Genomic DNA, 19,472 nt, shown 5'->3' on the forward strand with positions numbered 1-19,472 from the left:
GAACAGTACATCCGCCATGGCAATGAAGCGCGTCGTCACGCAATTCGGTATGGGAACCTCGATTCGCAGCCGCAACTACACCGAGGCTGCCGCGCGGGCCATCCGCGACGCGTTGTGGCACAACTCGTTGAATGTGGCCGATGCCTTCGGGTTCCCCCGTGAGGCCATGGTCATCCAGGTCGAGATCGGCGTTCAGCGACCCGAGGAGGTGGATTGTCAAGCCTTGCTGGGAATCTTTCCCTACGGACAGCCGTCTGTGACGGTGGTCAAGGGCGGGCTCGACATTCCCCGCCGAGAAAAAGAGGGCTGGAGCGTTGTCGCCAATGCTGCGGTCATGGTCTCCTTCGACATGGAGCCCGCTCATGGCTGAAAGACGCATCATTCTCGAAATGGGGTCGGGCAACGATCTGTATGGCGGCGACTACACCAAGGCAGCCTGCCGAGCAGTGCAGGATGCCTTGCACCACTCGTCCATCGTGTTGTTCAAGTCGCTCGGTTATGACCACCGTGACATGCGCGTGCAGGTCACCATCGGCGTGCAGGAACCAGACAAGGTTGACACGGCCCGCGTCTGCGCGGAACTGCCGCGAGGCCGTGCAGAGGTCACTGCCGTCCATGGTGGACTCAATGTGCACGATGCCGAGCAAGGAACCACGCACGTCATCGCCACTGCCGCGATCGAGGCGTTTTTGCCGATAGAGCCAGGCCAGTGGCGACTCAGCCAATAAGCGGCAGCTGACTGCTTGCCATTTTCACGGGAGCCGCATGGATGTTGGCCTTTGCAGCTTCGCCCACGCGCACGGGTTTCGACGATGTTGCTTTCGATCGGGCGGTTGGTGCCTCCCCGCCATGACCACTATTTCGAGGATCTGGATGTCGGGCAGCCGTCAGTCCACGACCAGCAGATGGAAGGGTTCACAGCGCAAATTTTCGCTATAGAAATAGTATTGCTGTGTCCTGCTCAGGCGTTGGATGCGGTAGCCAGGGCCTGTAGGGCCGCAGTCACTTCGATGGTGTCCACGCCCGCCACGGGTGCCAGCTGCCCAGCCAGGGCCTGCAGGGCGCCGGCTTCTTTTTGCAGGCGGGCAATGGCCTGGCCGGCCTCGCGTGGCATGTCAAAGCCAGTGCTTTGCAGCAGCAGCCTGCCATCGGCAGCCACCAGCTTGAAGTAGAACTTGCCGTCCGCCTCGCGGTATTGCTTGAAGGTGGGCAGCGCAGCCTTGCTGGCCTTGTGTGTGTCCTGGGGCTGGGTTTGCATGGCGCTGAGCGGCCGCAGGCCCACGGCGGCGCGCAGCTGCTTCAGGAAGGGGGTCGCCAGAGCGCGCGCGCGCTGGGCGCCGATCTGCAGCGCGGCTTCCACCTGCCCGGGGTGGGCCATGAACTCGTCGTAGCGCGCACGCATGGGGGTGATCTCGCGGTCTATGCGCTCAAACAGGATCTGCTTGGCCTCGCCCCAGGCGATGCCGTCGGCATAGGCGCGGCGCATGGCTGCGGTTTCCTCGGGTGTGGCGAAGGCCTGGTAGAGCTGGAACAGGGTCGAGCCCTCGACCTCCTTGGGTTCGCCGGGGGCGCGGGAATCGGTGACGACGGCGCCAATGAGTTTTTTCAACTGTTCGCGTGGGCAAAACAACGGGATCGTGTTGTCGTAGCTCTTGCTCATCTTGCGCCCGTCCAGGCCCAGGAGGGTGGCCACGCTGTCCTCGATGGCGGCTTCGGGCAGAGTGAAATGCTCGCCGTAGAGGTGGTTGAAGCTGGCGGCGATGTCGCGTGCCATCTCGATGTGCTGGATCTGGTCGCGGCCCACGGGCACTTGATGTGCGTTGAATATCAGGATGTCTGCCGCCATCAGCACCGGGTACATGAACAGGCCGGCGCTCACGCCGTCGTCGCTCTCGCGCCCGGTCTCAAGGTTCTTGTCCTGCGCGGCCTTGTAGGCATGGGCGCGGTTGAGCAGGCCCTTGCCGGTGACGCAGGTCAACAGCCAGGTCAGCTCGGGGATTTCGGGGATGTCGGACTGGCGGTAAAAGGTCACCTGCTCGGGGTCCAGCCCCGCGGCCAGCCAACTGGCGGCGATCTCCAGCGTGGAGCGGTGCACACGCTCGGGCTCCTGGCACTTGATGAGGGCGTGGTAGTCGGCCAGGAAGTAGAAATTCTCGACCCCGGGCCTGCGGGTGGCGGCAATGGCCGGGCGCATCATGCCCGCGTAGTTGCCCAGGTGCGGCGTGCCGGAGGGCGTAATGCCAGTAAGAAAGCGCGTAGTAGTCATGGAATTAGCGAAGCAAGGCGGTGAGCGGCGAGATCAGCAGGCTGATGGCGGCGTAGCCCAGCGACATCAGCGGGCGCAGCCACAGTTGGCCCACGACGCCGCCCACGACCAGGGCCAGCACGATGAAAAAACCGTAGGGCTCGATGCGAGCGATGAGCTGCGCCTGTTTCCAGGGCAGCAGGCCGACGAGGATGCGGCCGCCATCGAGCGGCGGCAGCGGAAACAGATTGAAGGCCCACATCACCAGGTTCACGGCGATGCCGGCACGCGCCATCTCCACGAAGAAGCGCTCCTGCGTGCCCGTGGCCGCCAGTGCCAGCAGCACCAGCGCCCAGACGATGGCCTGTGCGAAGTTGGACGCCGGGCCCGCCAGCGCCACCCAGACCATGTCGCGCTTGGGGTTGCGCAGGTGATGGAAGTTGACCGGCACCGGCTTGGCATAGCCGAACAGAAACGCCCCCGAGGTGGCGAAGTACAGCAGCAGCGGCATCAGCACCGTGCCTATGGGGTCGATGTGCCTGATGGGGTTGAGCGTGACGCGTCCCAGCATGGCGGCGGTGTGGTCGCCGAAATGGCGTGCCGTATAGCCATGGGCGGCCTCGTGCACCGTGATCGCGAACAGCACGGGCAGGGCGTAGATGAGTACGGTTTGGATGAGGTTGGTGATATCCACGGCACGGATTGTGTCAGACGCAGTGCGCTCGGTCAGACGCAGGTGGTGCGATGAGGGACTTCACGTACGACAAGACAAGTCAACTCTTGTTAGTATGAATTAGTGTTGCAAAAAGAAACACAAATATAAGGAGACAAGCAGTGCCTGGTTTCGTCCGATTGACAATTGGGGTACGCCTGACGCTGGCGTTTGGTTCTATGGTGCTCTGCGTGAGCGCACTTATGACCGTGGCCCTGTGGGGGCTGGCGCAGCCGGGTGGCGGGGGGGCCGCGCCCTGGGTATGGGCGCTGGGGGGGCTGGCGATCCTGCTGGCGGCATTTTCATGGCTCTCCTTGCGCAGCGGCATCGTGCGTCCGCTGGCCCAGGCCATTCTGATTGCCGAGACCGTGGCCGCGGGCGACTTGAGCCAGGAATTCAGTTCCGACCTCCAGGGCGACTTCGGCCGCTTGTTGAGCGCGTTGGGCACCATGGAGGATACGCTGACCGAGCTGGTCGGGCGCATCAAGCAGTCGGCCGACGCGATTGGTGTGTCCGCTGGTGAGATCGACGCCGGCAATGGCGATCTGTCGCGCCGCACTGAGGAGCAGGTGAGCGCGCTCACGCAGACCGCGGCCAGCATGGAGCAGCTCACCGTCACCGTGCGCCAGAACGCCGAGCGTGCGCGCTCGGCCAGCGGCCTGGCGGTGGATGCATCGCATACGGCGGGTCGTGGCGGCGAAGTGGTGGGTGAGGTGGTGCAAACCATGGACGCCATCAGCTCCAGCTCGCGCAAGATCGTGGACATCATCCAGGTCATCGAGGGCATTGCCTTCCAGACCAACATCCTGGCGCTGAATGCGGCCGTCGAGGCCGCACGCGCCGGCGAGCAGGGCCGCGGCTTCGCCGTGGTGGCCAGCGAGGTGCGCAGCCTGGCCCAGCGCAGTGCCGTTGCCGCGCGCGAGATCAAGACATTGATCCAGGAGTCGGTGCAGCAGGTGCAGGCCGGCGCCGGCCTGGTGGGCCAGGCCGGCCAGACCATGCAGGAGATCGTGCATTCCGTCGGCCAGGTCAGCGGCCTGCTGGGCGAAATCTCCCACGCGCTGGGCGAGCAAAGCGAGGGTATCGGCCATGTGAACCAGGCCGTGGGCCATATGGACGCAGCCACGCAGCACAACGCCGCCCTGGTGCAGCAGGCCACGCAGGCCGCCGCCGCCTTGACCGAGCGCGCCGTGGACCTGCAGCAGGCCGTGGGTGCCTTCAAGCTGGATGAAGAGAGCGCGGGCGACATGGTCGCCAATGAATCACTGCGCCTGGTGGCCTAAGGCGAGTTAAAAAATATAGCTTCACGCGCTTGATGGGCGGGCGCTAATGCCCTGTTTGACTGTGAATTCTGCATGCGACCTTCAGAGACCCAGCGCCTGCAGGCTGCCGCGCCCTTCTCGCACCACCAAGACCTCGCCGCCGGTGCTCATGGGCGTCAGATCCAGCACCGTGGTCGGCGCCAGCGGGCAGGCGCCGGCGTCGATGATGGCGTCGAGCTGCTTTTCGTAGCGCTCGCGGATGTCCTGTGGATCGTTCAGCGGCTCGGTCTCGCCGGCAGGGATCAGCGTGGTCGCCAGCAATGGCGCGCCGTGCAGCTCCAGCAGCAGTTGCATGACCTTGTGGTCGGGTAGGCGCAGTCCGATGGTCTTGCGCTGCGGATGGCTCACGCGCCGCGGCACCTCCTTGGTGGCGTCCAGGATGAAGGTATAGGGCCCGGGCGTGGCCAGCTTGAGCAAGCGGTACTGGCGGTTGTCCACATGGGCGTAGCTGGCCAGCTCCGACAGGTCGCGGCACAGCAGCGTCAGGTGGTGCTTGTCGTTGATCTGGCGCACGCGGCGCATGCGGTCCACGGCGTCCCTGTCATCCAGTCGGCACACCAGGGCGTAGCTGGAGTCCGTGGGCACGGCCAGGATGCCGCCGCTGGCCAGCAGCGTGGCCGCCTGCTTGAGCAGGCGCGGCTGCGGGTTGTCGGCGTGGATTTCGAAGTATTGGGCCATGACAGGGCGGGTAGCGGGATTTGATTTATCAGTGGGCGCGCAGAATGCGCTCGGCCAGCGGTTGCCACACGGGCGTCAGCTGCGCCGGCAGGTTGGGCAGGGCGCCCAGGTCGGTGTGCGATTCCCCGGGGCTGTGGAAGTCGCTGCCGCGCGAGGCGGCCAGGCCGAACTCTTGCGCCATGGCGGCATAGACGGCGTATTCGGCGCAGGAGTGGCTGCCGGTCACCACCTCCACGCCCTGGCCGCCATGCTGCTTGAATTCGGAAAACAGCGCATATTCCTCATTCGCCGTCAGGCGGTAGCGCGCCGGGTGGGCGATCACGGCCATGCCGCCGGCCTCGCATATCCAGCGCACGGCATGGCCCAGCCGGGCCCAGCGGTGCGGCACAAATCCGGGCTTGCCCTCGGTCAGGTATTTGCGAAACACCTCCGTGGTATCGCGGCAGTAGCCGGCGTCCACCAGATAGCGTGCAAAGTGGGTGCGCGAGATCAGCTCGGGGTTGTCCACGTAGCACAGCGCGCCCTCGTAGGCGTCCCTGATGCCCACGCGCGCCAGCTGCGCGCCGATTTCACGGGCGCGATCGCCGCGCCCGTCGCGTGTGGCGGCCAGGCCCCGGGTCAGCTGTGCGTCATCGGCGTCAAACCCCAAGCCCACAATGTGCACCGTGGTGTCGGCAAAGGTGACGGAAATCTCCACGCCCGTCAGGTAGTCCATGCCCAGTGCGCGCGCCGCCGCGGCCGCGCGGTGTTGGCCGCGGATCTCGTCGTGGTCGGTCAGCGCCCACAACTGCACGCCGTTGGCATGCGCACGCGCCGCCAGGGCTTCGGGGCTGAGGGTGCCGTCAGACACCACGGAATGGCAGTGCAGGTCGGCGTTGAGCAGGGTGGACACGCAGGCAATTCTAAGGCGCGCCCTCAGACTGCGCGGCCATGATGGTTTGGGCGAAAACGAGGAAAACGAGGGGCGTTTGTTACCTTTAAATGTGTAATCAAACGTGTAGTGCGTGAGACACTACGCCCCCGGCCGGATCGCCGTTGAGCCCGGCCAATCACTTTTTTTCTGTTGTATATACGGCGCCGTCATGTGCCCTAGAGAAAAGACATGAATTTCAATCATTTGCCTGTTGCGCGCAAACTGTGGGCCCTGGTGCTGGGGCTGATGAGCTGCATGCTGGTGCTGTTGGCCGGCATGGTGACCCATCTGGGGAATGTGGATGCCGAGGTGGCGCGTGTCGTTCAGTTCAACGAAAACCGCATCAGCCTGGCCCTGCGCTGGAAGGGCTTGAGCGCGCTGGCGGTGGATCGGGTGGTCAATGCACTGGCCTCGGGGGATGAAGCCCTGTCGGAACGTTTGATCCAGCAATCCAAAGAGGGGATACAGGCGATTGACGCCGTGCAGCAGCAGATCGAGGCGGCGCTTTTCTCGCCCGCGGACAAGGAGCAGTTCCAGCGCATCATGACGATGCGCAAGCAGGTGCTGGAGTTCAACGCTGAGGCCGGCAAGCTGCGCGCCAACCTTGACTTCACCGGCGCCATGGGTGTGTTGAACAGCAAGATGCTGCCGGCCGTGGCGCGCTATGTGGCAGAGCAAGACGCCTTCTTGCAACTGCAGGAGCGCCAGCGCGATGCCGCCAGGCTCAAGGCTGAGCAGCAGCGTCAGACGGCCATATGGGTGGGTGGGGCCATTGCCCTGACGATGGTGCTGGTGGGCGTGGCACTGGCGGCCATGCTGGTGCGCTCCATCACCCAGCCGCTGGACCGCGCCGTGGGCCTGGCGGACGCGATTGCCGCCGGCGACCTGACGCAGGACGTGCATGACGAGCGGCGCGACGAGCTGGGCCGCCTGCTGCGTTCGCTGTCGGCCATGGGCGCGCGCCTGCGCGGCGTGGTGGGCGAGGTGCGTTCGGGCGTGGAATCGGTCTCGGCTGCCTCCAGCCAGATTGCCACCGGCAACCACGACCTGTCCTCGCGCACCGAGCAGACGGCCGCCAACCTGGAGGAAACCGCGGCCAGCATGGAAGAGCTCACCGCCACGGTGACGCAATCGGCCGACACCGCACGCCAGGCCAACCAGCTGGCGGCCAACGCCGCCCGGGCGGCCGAGCAGGGCGGCCAGGTCATGGACCAGGTGGTGGCCAGCATGCAGCAGATCACTGAATCGAGCCGCAGGATCTCCGACATCATCGGGGTCATCGACGGCATCGCCTTCCAGACCAACATCCTGGCGCTGAACGCCGCCGTCGAGGCGGCGCGCGCCGGCGAGCAGGGGCGCGGTTTTGCCGTCGTGGCCGGCGAGGTGCGCAGCCTGGCCGGCCGCTCGGCCGAGGCCGCCAAGGAAATCAAGCAACTCATAGGCGCCAGCGTGGACAGCGTGGAGTCGGGCTCGGCCCAGGTCGAGCAGGCCGGCCGGAGCATGCAGGAGATCGTGCAAGGCGTGCGCCGCGTGAGCGACCTGATCGGGGAGATCACGGCGTCCAGCACCGAGCAGCGCGACGGCATCGGCCAGGTGAACCAGGCCGTGGCCAACCTGGACCAGATGACGCAGCAGAACGCGGCCCTGGTGGAAGAGTCCACCGCGGCAGCAGCCGCCATGCACGAGCAGGCGCAGCGCCTGGCGCAGGTGGTGGCGGTGTTCAACGTGGGCGGCCATGCCGTGGCCGCGCCGCGTGCTGCCGCGCGTCCGCTCGCGACACCCGCAGCCGCCCAGCCCAAGGCCCAGGCCAGCGTGGCGCCAGCGGTGCGCACGCAGGTGGCCAAACCCGCGCCCAAGCCGGCTGCGGTGCCGGCGCGCATTGCCAGCACCAAGGCGCCCGCGGCCGCCGGCGCGGATGACGACTGGGAAAGCTTCTAAACATTAAAAACCATAGCCTGCGGCGCTGGCGGGGCGGGCGTTAAAGGCCTTTTCGGCATTCAATCACGGCAGGGGGCGGCGGTTTTTATAATCGCCGCCCCTTTTTTGCATTTTTTATGCGTTCAACTCACAGCTCCAGCGCGGCCCTGCGCCCCTTGCCGTCCATGATTTTTGCCAGCCGTTGGCTGCAGTTGCCCCTGTACCTGGGGTTGATTGCGGCGCAGGCGGTATATGTGTTCCATTTCTGGGTGGAGCTGATCCACCTGCTCGAAGCCGCCCTGGGAGATGAGCAGGCGCTGCAGGCCCTGGTCACCAGCATTGGCTATAAGACCGATGCTCCGCTGACCAGCTTGAACGAGACGGTCATCATGCTGGTGGTGCTGGCGCTGATCGACGTGGTGATGATCTCCAACCTGCTCATCATGGTCATCGTCGGCGGCTACGAGACCTTCGTCAGCCGCCTGCACCTGGAGGGCCACCCGGACCAGCCGGAGTGGCTCAGCCATGTGAACGCCTCGGTGCTCAAGGTCAAGCTCTCGACGGCCATCATCGGCATCAGCTCCATCCACCTGCTGAAAACCTTCATCAATGCCGCCAACTATGACGAAAAGGTGTTGATGTGGCAGTCCATCATCCACATCGCCTTCCTGCTCAGCGCCCTGGCGATTGCCCTGACCGATCGCCTGCTGAGCCACAGCCACGGCGGCCACGATTGAGCCAGTGGTTCTGCTGCGGGCGATGGGCATGATGAGGCACGAGGCAGTGCGGCTTGCCGATGGAGGCAAGCGCCTCATCTGATTTCCAGTTCCACCCCCTCCACCAGGAACTGCACGCGCCGCTCGCCGCGCCACTCGTTCACGTCGAGGCGAAAGGCCAGCAGCGCGCGCTCGGGCAGCGGCTCGGTGTGGCCGAACCAGATCGCATCCATGGGCCGGCCCTGGTGCAGCAGCTTGATCTGCAGGTGGTTTTTCGCCTCGCCCACCAGGCGCTGGCTCAGCACCTGCACCTCTTCGCTGAAGGTGGGCGGGGCGAAGCCCTGGCCCCAGACCTCGCGCTGCAGCTGGTCCACCAGCTCGGCGCGGCAGTATTCGGGCGCGAGCGGTCCGTCGGTCTCCAGCCGGCGCGTGAGGGTGGCGGCGTCCAGCCATTCCTGGGCCACCTGGGCGAAGGCCTGTTCGAAGGTCTCGAAATGCTCTTCGGCCACGGTGCAGCCGGCGGCCATGGCATGGCCGCCGAACTTCAGGATCACGCCGGGGTGGCGCTTGGCCACCAGGTCCAGCGCGTCACGCAGGTGAAAGCCCGGGATGGAGCGGCCCGAGCCCTTGAGCTCATGCTCCTTGCCCGGCGCGCTGCTGGCGGCGAAGACGAAGCTGGGGCGGTGCAGCCGGTCCTTGATGCGCGAGGCCACGATGCCCACCACGCCCTCGTGGAATTCGGGGTCGAAGACGCTGATGGCCGGCGGCGGCTCCTCGTCCTCGTCGAACAGGCCCTCGGCCAGCAGCATGGCCTGCTCGCGCATGCCGCCCTCGATCTCGCGGCGCTCGCGGTTGATGGCGTCGAGCTGGCGTGCAAGGTCGGCGGCGCGGCCCGGGTCGTCGGTCAGCAGGCACTCTATGCCCAGCGTCATGTCCGCCAGGCGGCCCGCGGCGTTGATGCGCGGGCCCAGCGCGAAGCCGAAGTCGAAGGTGGTGGCCGCCTCGGCCTTGCGTCCGGCCGCGTCGAACAGCGCCTGTATGCCGGGCGGCATCTGGCCGGCGCGTATGCGCTTCAATCCCTGGGCTACCAGGCGGCGGTTGTTGCTGTCCAGGCGCACCACGTCGGCCACGGTGCCCAGCGCCACCAGCGGCAGCAGCGGCTCCAGCCGGGGCTGGCCGGCCTGGTCGAAGCGGCCGCGTGTGCGCAGCTCGGCGCGCAGCGCCATGAGCACGTAGAACATCACGCCCACGCCGGCGATCGACTTGCTCTCGAAACCGCAGCCCGGCTGGTTCGGGTTGACGATGGCGTCGGCCGCCGGCAGCTCGGGGCCGGGCAGGTGGTGGTCGGTGACCAGCACGGCCAGGCCCAGGGCCTTGGCCTCGGCCACGCCCTCGATGCTGGCAATGCCGTTGTCCACGGTGATGAGCAGATCCGCGCCCTTGTCGAACACGCGCCGGGCGATCGGCGCGGTGAGGCCGTAGCCGTCCACCACGCGGTCGGGCACCAGGTAGTCGACATGGCGCGCGCCCAGCAACTTCAGGCCGCGCACGCCCACGGCGCAGGCGGTGGCGCCGTCGCAGTCGTAGTCGGCGACGATGACCAGGCGCCTGTCCTGGGCGATGGCGTCGGCCAGCAGCGTGGCCGCCTGCCGCATGCCCTTGAGCGCATCCGGCGGCAGCAGGCGCGCCAGGGCATCGTCCAGCTCTTCCTTGGCGCGTATGCCGCGCGCCGCATACAGGCGCGCCAGCAGCGGGTGCACGCCGGCCTGCTCCAGCGCCCAGACGGCGCGTGGGGGGATGTCTCTAGGTATTATTTTCATAGCTGTTCACGCACGCTGGCAAAGCGTTGTGGCCTGAAAAGACCTTGAATGCGCTGGCCCAGGCTGCGCCGTGCCGTGTACCAGGTCATGGCGCTGCGCTCGCCGCACAGGGTCAGGCGCGCCGATCCGCCGTCTGCCACATGCCCGGCCAGGCGGGCCACGGGGCCGGCGTCCAGCGCCTTCCAGGCGGCAACCCAGGCCGCCCAGTCCTCGCGCAGGGCGGCATCCAGCAACGTGGTTGGCATTTCGGGCGCCTGCATGTACTCGGGCAGGCGGGGCAGGGCGCCCGCGCCGTGCGCCCAGAAGGCATTCACGGGCGGCAGGCCCTGGGCGGCGCGCGCGTCGTTGAAGGGGTGGGTGTAGAGCAGCATCTGCATCTCGCTGTGCAGGCGGTGCAGCGCGCGGGCCTGCAGCTTGTCGGGCAGCCAGGCGCTCACGTCGCGCTGCAGCACGCGGGCCAAAGAGGCCGTGGCCAGGCCGTCGAACACGGCGCCGCGCGCGAGCCAGCGCGTGGGCTGGTCGTAGATCAAGGTGATGCCGTCCTCGGCAAACCAGGGCGCGAGTATCTCCAGCAGGGCGCGCGAGTCGGCCTCGGTGAGTCGCAGCAGCGCCGGGTCGGCCAGCAGCACATGGTTGGCGCCGGCCTGCCACTGGCAGGGGGTGATGAAGGCCCAGGCCGCGTCCTGCGCAGCCTGCGGCTGCATCTGTTGGCGGTGCCAGGCGGCCCAGGGGATGCGGCCCTCCTGGCCGGCGGGCAGACCCAGGTGGCGCGCCAGGGCGCGTTCATGGGGCGGGCTGAAGTCGGTCTCGCTGCCGGCATCCAGGCCTGCGGGTGTCAGGCGCGCCAGCAGCCGGTCGATTTGGGGCAGGGCCAGGTCCTGCAGGGCCTGCCGGCATCCCTCGGCGGTGCTGGCGGCCAGGGGGATGAGCAAATGGGGGGTGGGGGACATGGGCGGGTATTGTCCGGGATGCCACAATCGCGGGCTCTGAGCGGCCGGTGTTTCCCCGCGCTGCGCAAGCCTTCCACACCATGCAAATCCCCTACGAACTGGCCCTGGGCTGGCGCTACACCCGGGCGGGCCGCGCCACGCGGCGCAATGGCTTTATCTCCTTCATCTCGGGCGTGTCCATGCTGGGCATTGCGCTCGGGGTGGCGGCGCTGATCATCGTGCTCAGCGTGATGAACGGCTTTCAGAAGGAGGTGCGCGACCGCATGCTCAGCGTGGTCTCGCACATCGAGATCTTTGCGCCCGGCGGCGCCGCGCTGCCCGACATGCAGCGCACGCTGGCCGAGGTGCGCGCCAACCCCAACGTGGTCGGCGCCGCGCCCTTCGTTGCCGCGCAGGCGCTGCTGGCGCGCGGCGAGGACATGAAGGGTGCGCTGGTGCGCGGCATTGACCCGGCACTCGAGCCCGAGGTGACCGATCTGGCCGCCGAGAACCTGCAGGGCCTCAAGGCCCTGGTGCCGGGCGAGTTCCGCGTCATCCTGGGCAGCGAGCTGGCGCGCCAGCTCGGCGTGCGTGCGGGCGACGCGGTGACGCTGATCGCGCCCTCGGGCCAGGTCACGCCGGCGGGCGTGCTGCCGCGCCTGAAACAGATGACGGTGGCGGGCACCTTCAACTCGGGCCACTACGAGTACGACTCGGCCCTGGTGCTGCTGCACCACGAGGACGCCGAGCGCATCTTCCGCCTGGAGGGGCCGACCGGCCTGCGCCTGAAACTGAAGGACCTGCACGCGGCGCCCGAGGTCGCCCAGCAACTGGCGCGCAGCCTGTCGGGCCACCTGCTGATCCGCGACTGGACGCAGCAGAACAAGACCTGGTTTGCCGCCGTGCAGCTGGAAAAACGCATGATGTTTATCATCCTCACGCTGATCGTCGCCGTGGCGGCGTTCAACCTGGTGTCCACACTGGTCATGACCGTCACCGACAAGCGCGCCGACATCGCCATCCTGCGCACGCTGGGCGCCAGCCCCCAAAGCATCATGGGCATCTTCGTGGTGCAGGGCGCCATGGTGGGCGTGATCGGCACGCTGGCCGGGCTGCTGCTGGGCCTGGGCATCGCCTTCAACATCGACGTCATCGTGCCGGCCATAGAACGCGCCCTGCACACCAGCTTCCTGCCGCAGGACATCTACCTGATCAGCCGCATGCCCAGCGACCCGCAAAGCAGCGACATCGTGCCGATTGCCGTCATCTCGCTGATCCTGGCCTTTTTCGCCACCCTGTACCCGAGCTGGCGCGCCAGCCGCGTGAACCCGGCGGAGGCGCTGCGCTATGAATGATGTCGTGCTCCAGGCCCGGGGCCTGACCAAGCGCTTTACCGAGGGGCGGCTGGATGTGAGTGTGCTCAAGGGCGTGGATTTGGCCGTGCGCGCGGGCGAGACCCTGGCCATCGTCGGCGCCTCGGGCTCGGGCAAGAGCACGCTCTTGCACCTGCTGGGCGGGCTGGACGCGCCCACCGCGGGCACGGTGACGCTCAAGGGCCAGGCGCTGGGCGCGCTGCCGCCCGCCGCACAGGGGCGGCTGCGCAACGCGCACCTGGGCTTCATCTACCAGTTCCACCACCTGCTGCCCGAGTTCAGCGCCCAGGACAATGTGGCCATGCCGCTGCGCATCCGCCGCGCGCCCTATGCGCAGTGCATCGCCCAGGCGGTGCAGATGCTGGCGGCCGTGGGCCTGGGCGAGCGCGTGCACCACCGCCCGGCCGAGCTGTCGGGCGGGGAGCGCCAGCGCGTGGCCATCGCGCGCGCCCTGGTCACGCGCCCGGCCTGCGTGCTGGCCGACGAGCCCACGGGCAACCTGGACCGCGCCACGGCCGATGCGGTGTTCCAGCTCATGCTGCGGCTGGCGCGCGAGCAGGGCACGGCGTTCGTGCTGGTGACGCATGACGAGACGCTGGCGGGGCGCTGTGACCGGGTGCTGCGGTTGGTGTCTGGGGTTTTGGGATAGTTTTTGCTGTTTCGCATGCTGTTTCTGCGTGGATAGCTATTTTTTTTTGAATGTCGCTGGCCGGGACTCGCCCCGGCGGGCGACCTCCTTTCTTGCTCGTGCTGTTCAGACCGGGCGCATATCCCGGCCAGTCACCATCAAAAAGAATAGCTTAAAGCGCGCATCCAGCAGGCAATAGAGCCAATAAACTCACAACATCCTGCCGAACCACCACACCGACAACCCGGCCGCCAGCAACACCAGCGCGGCCCCCAAGAGAGCCAGCAGCGCCGACACTTCGGTCTCCTTCGTCTCCACCGTGATCCGCGAGCTCAGCGTCTCGTAGACCTTGCGCAGTTCCTGTGCCGAGGCGGCGTGGAAGTATTCGGCATTGGTGCGCAGGGCCACGGCCTTGAGGGTGTCCTCATCCAGGCGCACGCGCATGGACCAGCCCTCGAAGCCTATGACCTCACCCTGCACCGTGCCCACGCCCACGGTGTACACGCGCACCCCCCGGTCGGCGGCCCATTGCGCGGCCTCCAGCGGGTCCACGCCCGTGGTGCGCTGGCCGTCGGTGAGCATGATGATGGCGGCCGAGCGGTAGGAGCCCGGCGCCACGGGGGTGAAGGGCTTTTTCTCCGGCTCGGGGCGGCGGGCCTCGTCGATGGGCTGCACGCGCATGGACTGGCGCCCGCCCAGGGCGGCGACGTCGATGCCCGCATCGGGGAACAGCGTGGCCAGCGCCACCATGATGCCGTTGCCCGTGGCCGTGCCGCGTTGCAGCTGGAAGCTGTCGATGGCCTTGAGCAGGTCCTCGTGGTTTTGCGTGGGCAGTTGCGCCAGCTGGGCGGTGCCGGCGAAGGCCACCACGCCCACGCGCACATGGCGTGGCAGGTCGTTGATGAAGGCCTTGGCGGCGTTCTGCGCGGCCGTCAGGCGGTCGGGCTGCACGTCGGTGGCGCGCATGCTGCCCGAGACATCCATGGCCAGGATGATGGTCTGCTGCTCGGACGGCAGCTTCAGCACGGCCAGCGGCCGCGCCGCCGCCAGCAGCAGCGCCGCCAGGCCCAGCAGGAACAGCAGCGGCGGCAGATGGCGGCGCCAGCCCTGGCCGCTGCCCAGCGCCTGGCGCACCAGGGCCAGTCCCGGGTAGGGCAGGGCCTGTGCCTTGCGCCGGTGCAGCAGCCACAGGTAGAGCAGCACCAGCAGGGGCAGGGCCAGCAGCAGCCATAGCAGGGAGGGCCAGAGAAACACCATGGTCGGCTCCTTATGTGGCTGCCATCCGTACCGCCAGGGCCGGGCTGCCGGCGGCCAGGCGCGGGCGACGGCCGCGCAGCTGCATGAAGCGCAGCAGCGCGGCCAGCAGGTCTTCGTCGGTGGACAGTTCCAGCGTGTCCACGCCGGCGCGCGCCAGGCCCGCGCGCAGCTCGGCTTCGCGCTGTGCGGCCAGGCGCGCGAAGCGGTGGCGAAAGCCGCGTACGTGCGTGTCCACCTGCAGCTGCTCGCCGGTTTCGGGGTCGCGCAGCAGCAGCAGGCCCAGGTCGGGTAGTTCCAGCTCCAGCGGGTCGAGCAGGCGTACGGCCACCACGTCGTGGCGCTGTGCCAGGCGCGCCAGGGGCTTGTCCCAGCCGGGGGCGCACAGGAAGTCGGACAGCACGAATATCGCCGAGCGCCGGCGCAGCAGGCCCTGGGCCTGATTCAGCAAGCGCTGCAGGTCGGTGATGCCGGGGGGGGCGGCAAAGCTGGGCATGGGAGGGGCGCCGGCCAGCATGTGCAGCAGCTGCAGCACCTGGCGCCGCCCGCCGCGCGCCGGCAGCACCCGGCCCATGCCCGCATGGCCCGCGTGCAGCACCGCGCCCACGCGGTTGCCGTGGCGCTGCAGCAGGCGCGCGAGCACGCCCACGAAGCCCGCCAGCATGTCGCGCTTGGCCTGGCCCGGTGGGCCGAAGTCCACCGAGGGGCTGAGGTCAAGCAGGAACCAGGCCGTCATGTCGCGGTCCTCGTTGTACACGCGCACATGGGGCGTGGCCAGGCGCGCCGTGACGTTCCAGTCGATATGGCGCACGTCGTCGTGCGGCTGGTATTCGCGCAGGTCGGCCAGGTCGATGCCGGCCCCGCGCAAGAGCGTGCGCCAGTCACCCTGCAGCAGGCCATCGAGGCGCCGGATCACGGTCCACTCCAGGCGCTGCAGCAGGCGCTCGGCCGCGGCGGGCCGGGCTGCGCTGGCGGGCTGGGCGGCCTCAGGCACGGCGGGCCTCCGCGCCGGCGGCCTCCTCGGCCGAATGGTGCAGCGGGCGTGCCGGCGCAGGCAACTGGTTCATGATGCGCTGGATCAGCGCGTCGGCGTCCAGGCCCTCGGCCAGCGCCTCGTAGGAGAGCGTGATGCGGTGACGCAGCACGTCGTGCGCCAGGTCCAGCAGGTCCTCGGGCAGGGCGTAGCCGCGCCCGCGCAGCATGGCCAGGGCCTGTGCGCCCTCGGCCAGGGCGATGGTGGCGCGCGGGCTGGCGCCGCAGGCGATATGGCCGGCCAGATCCTGCAGGCCATGCTGCTGCGGCGCGCGCGTGGCGGCCACCAGGCGCACGGCGTACTGGATCAGCGAGGGATCGACGTACACCGTGCGGCACTCCATCTGCAGCGCTGCCAGCTGCTCGGTCGTGGCCACGGGCGCCACCTGCACGGCGGGCGCGAGCGCGCGCTGGGCGATGACGTATTCCTCTTCCTCGCTGGGGTAGGCGATGAGCACCTTCAGCATGAAGCGGTCCACCTGGGCCTCGGGCAACTGGTAGGTGCCCTCGGTCTCGATCGGGTTCTGCGTGGCCATGACCACGAAGGGCTCGGGCACGGGGTGGGTCTGGCCGGCAATCGTGACCTGGCGCTCCTGCATCACCTCCAGCAGCGCGCTCTGCACCTTGGCGGGCGCGCGGTTGATCTCGTCGGCCAGCAGCAGGTGGGTGAACACCGGGCCCAGCGTGGTGCTGAACTCGCCCGTGCGCTGGTTGTACATGCGCGTGCCTATCAGGTCGGCGGGCACCAGGTCGGGCGTGAACTGGATGCGCTTGAAGCGCCCCTGGATGCAGCTGGCCAGCGTCTTCACCGTGAGCGTCTTGGCCAGGCCCGGCACGCCCTCCACCAGCAGATGGCCCTGGGCCAGCATGGCCACCATCACGCGCTCCAGGAAACGGTCCTGGCCGACGACGACACGCTTGACCTGGTAGAGGATCTGCTCCATCAGCGTGGCCGTGGGGCTGGAGGCGGCGGGCTGGGTCTGCATGGTGGCTCTCCTTGAAAAGGGGTGGACGGTCAGAACGGCGGCATGCCGGCGGCCTGGGCGGCGTTCTCTATGGGCACGGCAAAGCCTATGCCGATGAAGGTGCGCGCCGGCGTGGGGTTGAGGATGGCGGTGACGATGCCCACCACCTCGCCGTCCAGCGTGACCAGCGGCCCGCCGGAATTGCCCGGGTTGGCCGCGGCGTCGAACTGGATCAGGTTGCGCAGCTCCTGCCCGCTCTCGGGTGATTCGAACTCGCGCTCCAGGCCCGAAACCACGCCGGCGGACGCCGAAGGCCCGATACCGAACGGAAAGCCGATCACCACCACGCCGTCGCCCGCGCGCAGGCGCTGCGTGGAGCGTAGCGGTGCCGCCTGCAGGTCGTCGGGCAGCTTGTGCGCCCGCAGCACCGCCAGGTCGTTCTCGGGCTGGGCGCCGGTGATGCTGGCGTCCGACTCGGTGCCGTCGGCAAACGTCACGCTCAAGCGTTCGGCGCCGCGCACCACATGCAGGTTGGTGAGGATGATGCCCGTGTCCACGATGACCACGCCCGTGCCCACGCTGCGCTCCACCTCCTTGCCCTGCTTGTTGCTGGCAAAGCCCATCACGCGCACCACCGACGGTGCCACGGCCTCTGCCGCGCGTGCGGCGGCCGAGGGCAGGTTGTGGTGCTCCAGAGTGTGCAGCACGGCCGCATCGATGGCCTTTTGCGTGATGCGCGGTGCGGGAGCGGGTTGCAGCCACCACAGGGCGGCCAGCAGCAGGGCCAGCAGCGCCATGGCCGCCCAGTGCAGTTGCTGTGTCGAGGGTGGGCGCAGGCGCCGCCGTGGGGCGTCAGGGGTGGGAGGGGTGGGTGCGGCGCCGGGCGCAGTGGGCTGCCCGGGCGGGCGTGCCCGGTCGCTGCGGGAAGGGCTGTAGCGGACGGGCCGGGGCATGCGAGCACCTCCGTGAAACAGGGAGCGGCAAGGCACTCACGGTAGCACGGAACGGGCGGGCGCGCATGGGCTTATCAGCAGAGTTCAGGCGACCGGCACTTGTTCGGGCGCCACCTGGTCGAACGCGGCCACGGCATTGGCGGCATACATCAGCGCCGGCCCGCCGCCCATGTAGACGGCAATGGCCAGCGTCTCGTGCACCTCGGCGCGCGTGGCGCCCAGGCGCGCCAGGGCCTGGGTGTGAAAGCCGATGCAGCCGTCGCAGCGTGCGGCCACGCCAATGCCCAGGGCGATCAGCTCCTTGGTCTTGGCGTCGATGGCGCCGGGCGCCAGCGCCGCCTTGCCCATGGCGTTAAAGCCCTGCATGACCTCGGGTTGGCTGGTGCGCAGCTGGCTCACGTTACCCGAGATTTCGCGCGTGAGGGCCTTGTAGTCGGTGGAGGAGGGCATAAGGGAGTTCCTGAGGTTGAGGGATGCGGTGAAGCAGCCAGCAAAGCGGTTGATATGTTGTTTAGAATTATCTAAATTAGAATGGATTAAATTTCCACTTTTGTCAAAAAGGAGTACTCAGTGACCAGCGCCAGCGACCGGGAGTTTATGCAGCAAGGTGCGGCCCGCGCCGCAGCCCTGTTGCGTACCGTGGGCAATGAACAGCGGCTGCTGGTGCTGTGCCTGCTCATCGAGCAGGGCGAGGCTTCGGTCGGGGCACTGCTCGACCAGATGCACCTGAGCCAGTCGGCGCTGTCACAGCACCTGGCGCGCATGCGCGATGAGGGGCTGGTGACCTACCGGCGCGATGCGCAAACCCTGTACTACCGCATCGCCGATCCCACAGTGGCAAAGCTGGTGGCGGCGCTGAAGAATATTTTTTGCGGCTGAGTGCTGCGGCAGGCGGTGCACAGCATGGTTTTTTCATCAACCAGGAGAGAAGTCATGAAAAACGTCGGAGGTCTGGATCGTGGTCTGCGCATCGTCATCGGGCTGGTGCTGATTGCGCTGGCGGCCACGGGCACGGTGGGCTGGTGGGGCTGGATCGGCGTGGTGCCGCTGCTCACGGGGCTGGTGGGAGCCTGCCCGGCGTACTCGCTGCTGGGCATGAACACCTGCCCCATGCGCAAGAACGACTGAGTACATGCCGGTGGCATGATCCAGCGTATGCAGCGCTGGATCGACACCCATTGCCACCTCGACGAGTTCGCGCTCCATGGGGGCATGGACCATGCCGACGCCGAGCGCGCCCGGGCCGCGCGCGCCGGCGTGGCGCATTGCGTGCTGCCGGCCGTCGAGTTGGCCAACCTGCAGGCCGTGCGCGCCATGGCCCAGCGCCATGGCGACAGCTATGCGCTGGGCATACACCCGCTCTATACCCCGCAGGCCGGCGAGGGCGACCTGCAAGCCCTGGCCGCAGCGCTGGAGCAATGCCGGCATGACCCGCGCCTGGTGGCGGTAGGCGAGATCGGGCTGGATTTCTTCGTGCCTGCTCTGGATCCCGTGCGCCAGCAATTTTTTTACCGTGCCCAGCTGCAGTTGGCGCGCCGCTTCGAGTTGCCGGTGATCCTGCATGTGCGGCGCTCGGCCGACCAACTGCTCAAGGCCCTGCGCGAGCTGCCAGTGCGTGGCGGCATCGCCCATGCCTTCAACGGCAGCCTGCAGCAGGCGCAGGCCTTCATCGCCATGGGCTTCAAGCTCGGCTTTGGCGGCGCCGTCACCTATGAGCGCGCGCTGCAGCTGCGGCGCCTGGCGGCCGAACTGCCGCTCGATGCCCTGGTGCTGGAGACCGACGCCCCCGACATTCCCCCGCACTGGCTCTACGTAACCGCCGCCGAACGCGCCGCGGGCCGCCCGCCCGCACGCAACAGCCCGGCCGAGCTGCCGCGCATCGCCGCCGTGGTCGCCGGGCTGCGCGGCATCTCCAGTGCCGAACTGGCGCGTGCCACGCGCGCCAACGCCTGTGCAGCGCTGCCGCGGCTGGCGCCGCTGCTGGTTTAGGTGTTTTTGGGCTCAAACGCTTATGC

Annotated in this window: 21 protein-coding genes; 10 read left to right on the forward strand and 11 right to left on the reverse strand. The window is 68.0% G+C overall.

The annotated features are described in order from the left end of the window. Positions 1-16 precede the first annotated feature (16 nt). Positions 17-370 carry a Lin0512 family protein gene (locus P7644_RS05175; protein ID WP_404302011.1) on the forward strand — a complete coding sequence of 118 codons (354 nt, stop codon included), beginning with the start codon at positions 17-19 and terminating at the stop codon, positions 368-370. Further along, positions 363-728, forward strand: coding sequence for a Lin0512 family protein (locus P7644_RS05180; RefSeq protein ID WP_404302012.1), 366 nt, complete (start codon positions 363-365; stop codon positions 726-728). The genes P7644_RS05175 and P7644_RS05180 overlap by 8 nt, the downstream gene beginning before the upstream one ends. A 233-nt stretch (positions 729-961) precedes the next feature. Here the strand turns inward: P7644_RS05180 and P7644_RS05185 are convergent, their stop codons facing one another. Beyond that, on the reverse strand, positions 962-2,266 hold the full coding sequence (locus P7644_RS05185; protein ID WP_404302013.1) for a tryptophan--tRNA ligase: 1,305 nt from the start codon (positions 2,264-2,266) through the stop codon (positions 962-964). 4 nt (positions 2,267-2,270) lie between these two features. Then, positions 2,271-2,939: a site-2 protease family protein gene (locus tag P7644_RS05190; protein WP_404302015.1), complete on the reverse strand. Its 669-nt coding sequence runs from the start codon at positions 2,937-2,939 to the stop codon at positions 2,271-2,273. A 197-nt stretch (positions 2,940-3,136) separates the two neighbouring features. Between P7644_RS05190 and P7644_RS05195 the strand changes: the two genes are divergently transcribed. Further along, positions 3,137-4,240, forward strand: coding sequence for a methyl-accepting chemotaxis protein (locus tag P7644_RS05195; RefSeq protein WP_404303124.1), 1,104 nt, complete (start codon positions 3,137-3,139; stop codon positions 4,238-4,240). A gap of 81 nt (positions 4,241-4,321) precedes the next feature. Here P7644_RS05195 and P7644_RS05200 read toward each other — a convergent pair whose 3' ends face one another. Together P7644_RS05200 and P7644_RS05205 are read right to left on the reverse strand one after the other, a co-directional pair. Continuing rightward, positions 4,322-4,957: an L-threonylcarbamoyladenylate synthase gene (locus tag P7644_RS05200; RefSeq protein ID WP_404302017.1), complete on the reverse strand. Its 636-nt coding sequence runs from the start codon at positions 4,955-4,957 to the stop codon at positions 4,322-4,324. A 28-nt stretch (positions 4,958-4,985) separates the two neighbouring features. Further along, positions 4,986-5,849: a 3',5'-nucleoside bisphosphate phosphatase gene (locus P7644_RS05205; protein ID WP_404302019.1), complete on the reverse strand. Its 864-nt coding sequence runs from the start codon at positions 5,847-5,849 to the stop codon at positions 4,986-4,988. A 210-nt stretch (positions 5,850-6,059) separates the two neighbouring features. Between P7644_RS05205 and P7644_RS05210 the strand changes: the two genes are divergently transcribed. Both P7644_RS05210 and P7644_RS05215 read left to right on the forward strand, forming a co-directional pair. Next, entirely contained in the window at positions 6,060-7,808 is a 1,749-nt protein-coding gene (locus P7644_RS05210; RefSeq protein ID WP_404302020.1) for a methyl-accepting chemotaxis protein, read from the forward strand. A gap of 116 nt (positions 7,809-7,924) precedes the next feature. Continuing rightward, complete coding sequence (locus P7644_RS05215; protein WP_404302021.1) at positions 7,925-8,524, forward strand: TIGR00645 family protein; 600 nt, start codon at positions 7,925-7,927, stop codon at positions 8,522-8,524. Positions 8,525-8,598: 74 nt separating this feature from the next. Here P7644_RS05215 and recJ read toward each other — a convergent pair whose 3' ends face one another. Together recJ and P7644_RS05225 are read right to left on the reverse strand one after the other, a co-directional pair. Further along, on the reverse strand, positions 8,599-10,323 hold the full coding sequence (recJ, locus tag P7644_RS05220) for a single-stranded-DNA-specific exonuclease RecJ (RefSeq protein WP_404302022.1): 1,725 nt from the start codon (positions 10,321-10,323) through the stop codon (positions 8,599-8,601). Beyond that, complete coding sequence (locus P7644_RS05225; protein WP_404302024.1) at positions 10,320-11,273, reverse strand: phosphoglycerate mutase; 954 nt, start codon at positions 11,271-11,273, stop codon at positions 10,320-10,322. The genes recJ and P7644_RS05225 overlap by 4 nt, the downstream gene beginning before the upstream one ends. A gap of 80 nt (positions 11,274-11,353) precedes the next feature. Here P7644_RS05225 and P7644_RS05230 point away from each other — a divergent pair, with 80 nt between their 5' ends. Together P7644_RS05230 and lolD are read left to right on the forward strand one after the other, a co-directional pair. Then, entirely contained in the window at positions 11,354-12,607 is a 1,254-nt protein-coding gene (locus tag P7644_RS05230; RefSeq protein WP_404302025.1) for a lipoprotein-releasing ABC transporter permease subunit, read from the forward strand. Further along, the gene (lolD, locus tag P7644_RS05235) at positions 12,600-13,274 is read left to right on the forward strand and encodes a lipoprotein-releasing ABC transporter ATP-binding protein LolD (RefSeq protein ID WP_404302027.1); all 675 of its coding nucleotides are present in this window, start codon (positions 12,600-12,602) and stop codon (positions 13,272-13,274) included. Before P7644_RS05230 ends, lolD begins: the two co-directional genes overlap by 8 nt. 189 nt (positions 13,275-13,463) lie before the next feature. On the opposite strand, the gene P7644_RS05240 is transcribed toward lolD, so the two are convergent. From P7644_RS05240 to P7644_RS05260, 5 genes are all read right to left on the reverse strand, one after another. After that, complete coding sequence (locus P7644_RS05240; RefSeq protein ID WP_404302029.1) at positions 13,464-14,510, reverse strand: VWA domain-containing protein; 1,047 nt, start codon at positions 14,508-14,510, stop codon at positions 13,464-13,466. Between the two features lie 10 nt (positions 14,511-14,520). Further along, positions 14,521-15,501 carry a DUF58 domain-containing protein gene (locus P7644_RS05245; protein ID WP_404302031.1) on the reverse strand — a complete coding sequence of 327 codons (981 nt, stop codon included), beginning with the start codon at positions 15,499-15,501 and terminating at the stop codon, positions 14,521-14,523. Continuing rightward, complete coding sequence (locus tag P7644_RS05250) at positions 15,494-16,525, reverse strand: AAA family ATPase (RefSeq protein WP_404302032.1); 1,032 nt, start codon at positions 16,523-16,525, stop codon at positions 15,494-15,496. The genes P7644_RS05245 and P7644_RS05250 overlap by 8 nt, the downstream gene beginning before the upstream one ends. 29 nt (positions 16,526-16,554) lie before the next feature. After that, on the reverse strand, positions 16,555-17,457 hold the full coding sequence (locus P7644_RS05255) for a S1C family serine protease (RefSeq protein WP_404302033.1): 903 nt from the start codon (positions 17,455-17,457) through the stop codon (positions 16,555-16,557). An 84-nt stretch (positions 17,458-17,541) separates the two neighbouring features. Further along, positions 17,542-17,907, reverse strand: a complete 366-nt coding sequence (locus P7644_RS05260; RefSeq protein ID WP_404302035.1) for a carboxymuconolactone decarboxylase family protein — start codon at positions 17,905-17,907, stop codon at positions 17,542-17,544. A gap of 147 nt (positions 17,908-18,054) precedes the next feature. On the opposite strand from P7644_RS05260, the gene P7644_RS05265 reads away from it, so the two are divergent. From P7644_RS05265 to P7644_RS05275, 3 genes are read left to right on the forward strand one after another with little or no spacing between them, the layout of a single operon-like run. After that, positions 18,055-18,336 carry an ArsR/SmtB family transcription factor gene (locus P7644_RS05265; protein WP_404303126.1) on the forward strand — a complete coding sequence of 94 codons (282 nt, stop codon included), beginning with the start codon at positions 18,055-18,057 and terminating at the stop codon, positions 18,334-18,336. 54 nt (positions 18,337-18,390) lie between these two features. Further along, on the forward strand, positions 18,391-18,585 hold the full coding sequence (locus P7644_RS05270) for a DUF2892 domain-containing protein (protein ID WP_404302036.1): 195 nt from the start codon (positions 18,391-18,393) through the stop codon (positions 18,583-18,585). A 27-nt stretch (positions 18,586-18,612) separates the two neighbouring features. Continuing rightward, positions 18,613-19,446, forward strand: a complete 834-nt coding sequence (locus tag P7644_RS05275; protein WP_404303128.1) for a TatD family hydrolase — start codon at positions 18,613-18,615, stop codon at positions 19,444-19,446. The last annotated feature ends 26 nt before the right edge of the window (positions 19,447-19,472 follow it).

It is taken from the genome of Alicycliphilus denitrificans, assembly GCF_044792555.1.
GTDB classification, from domain to species: Bacteria; Pseudomonadota; Gammaproteobacteria; order Burkholderiales; family Burkholderiaceae_C; genus Alicycliphilus; species Alicycliphilus denitrificans_A.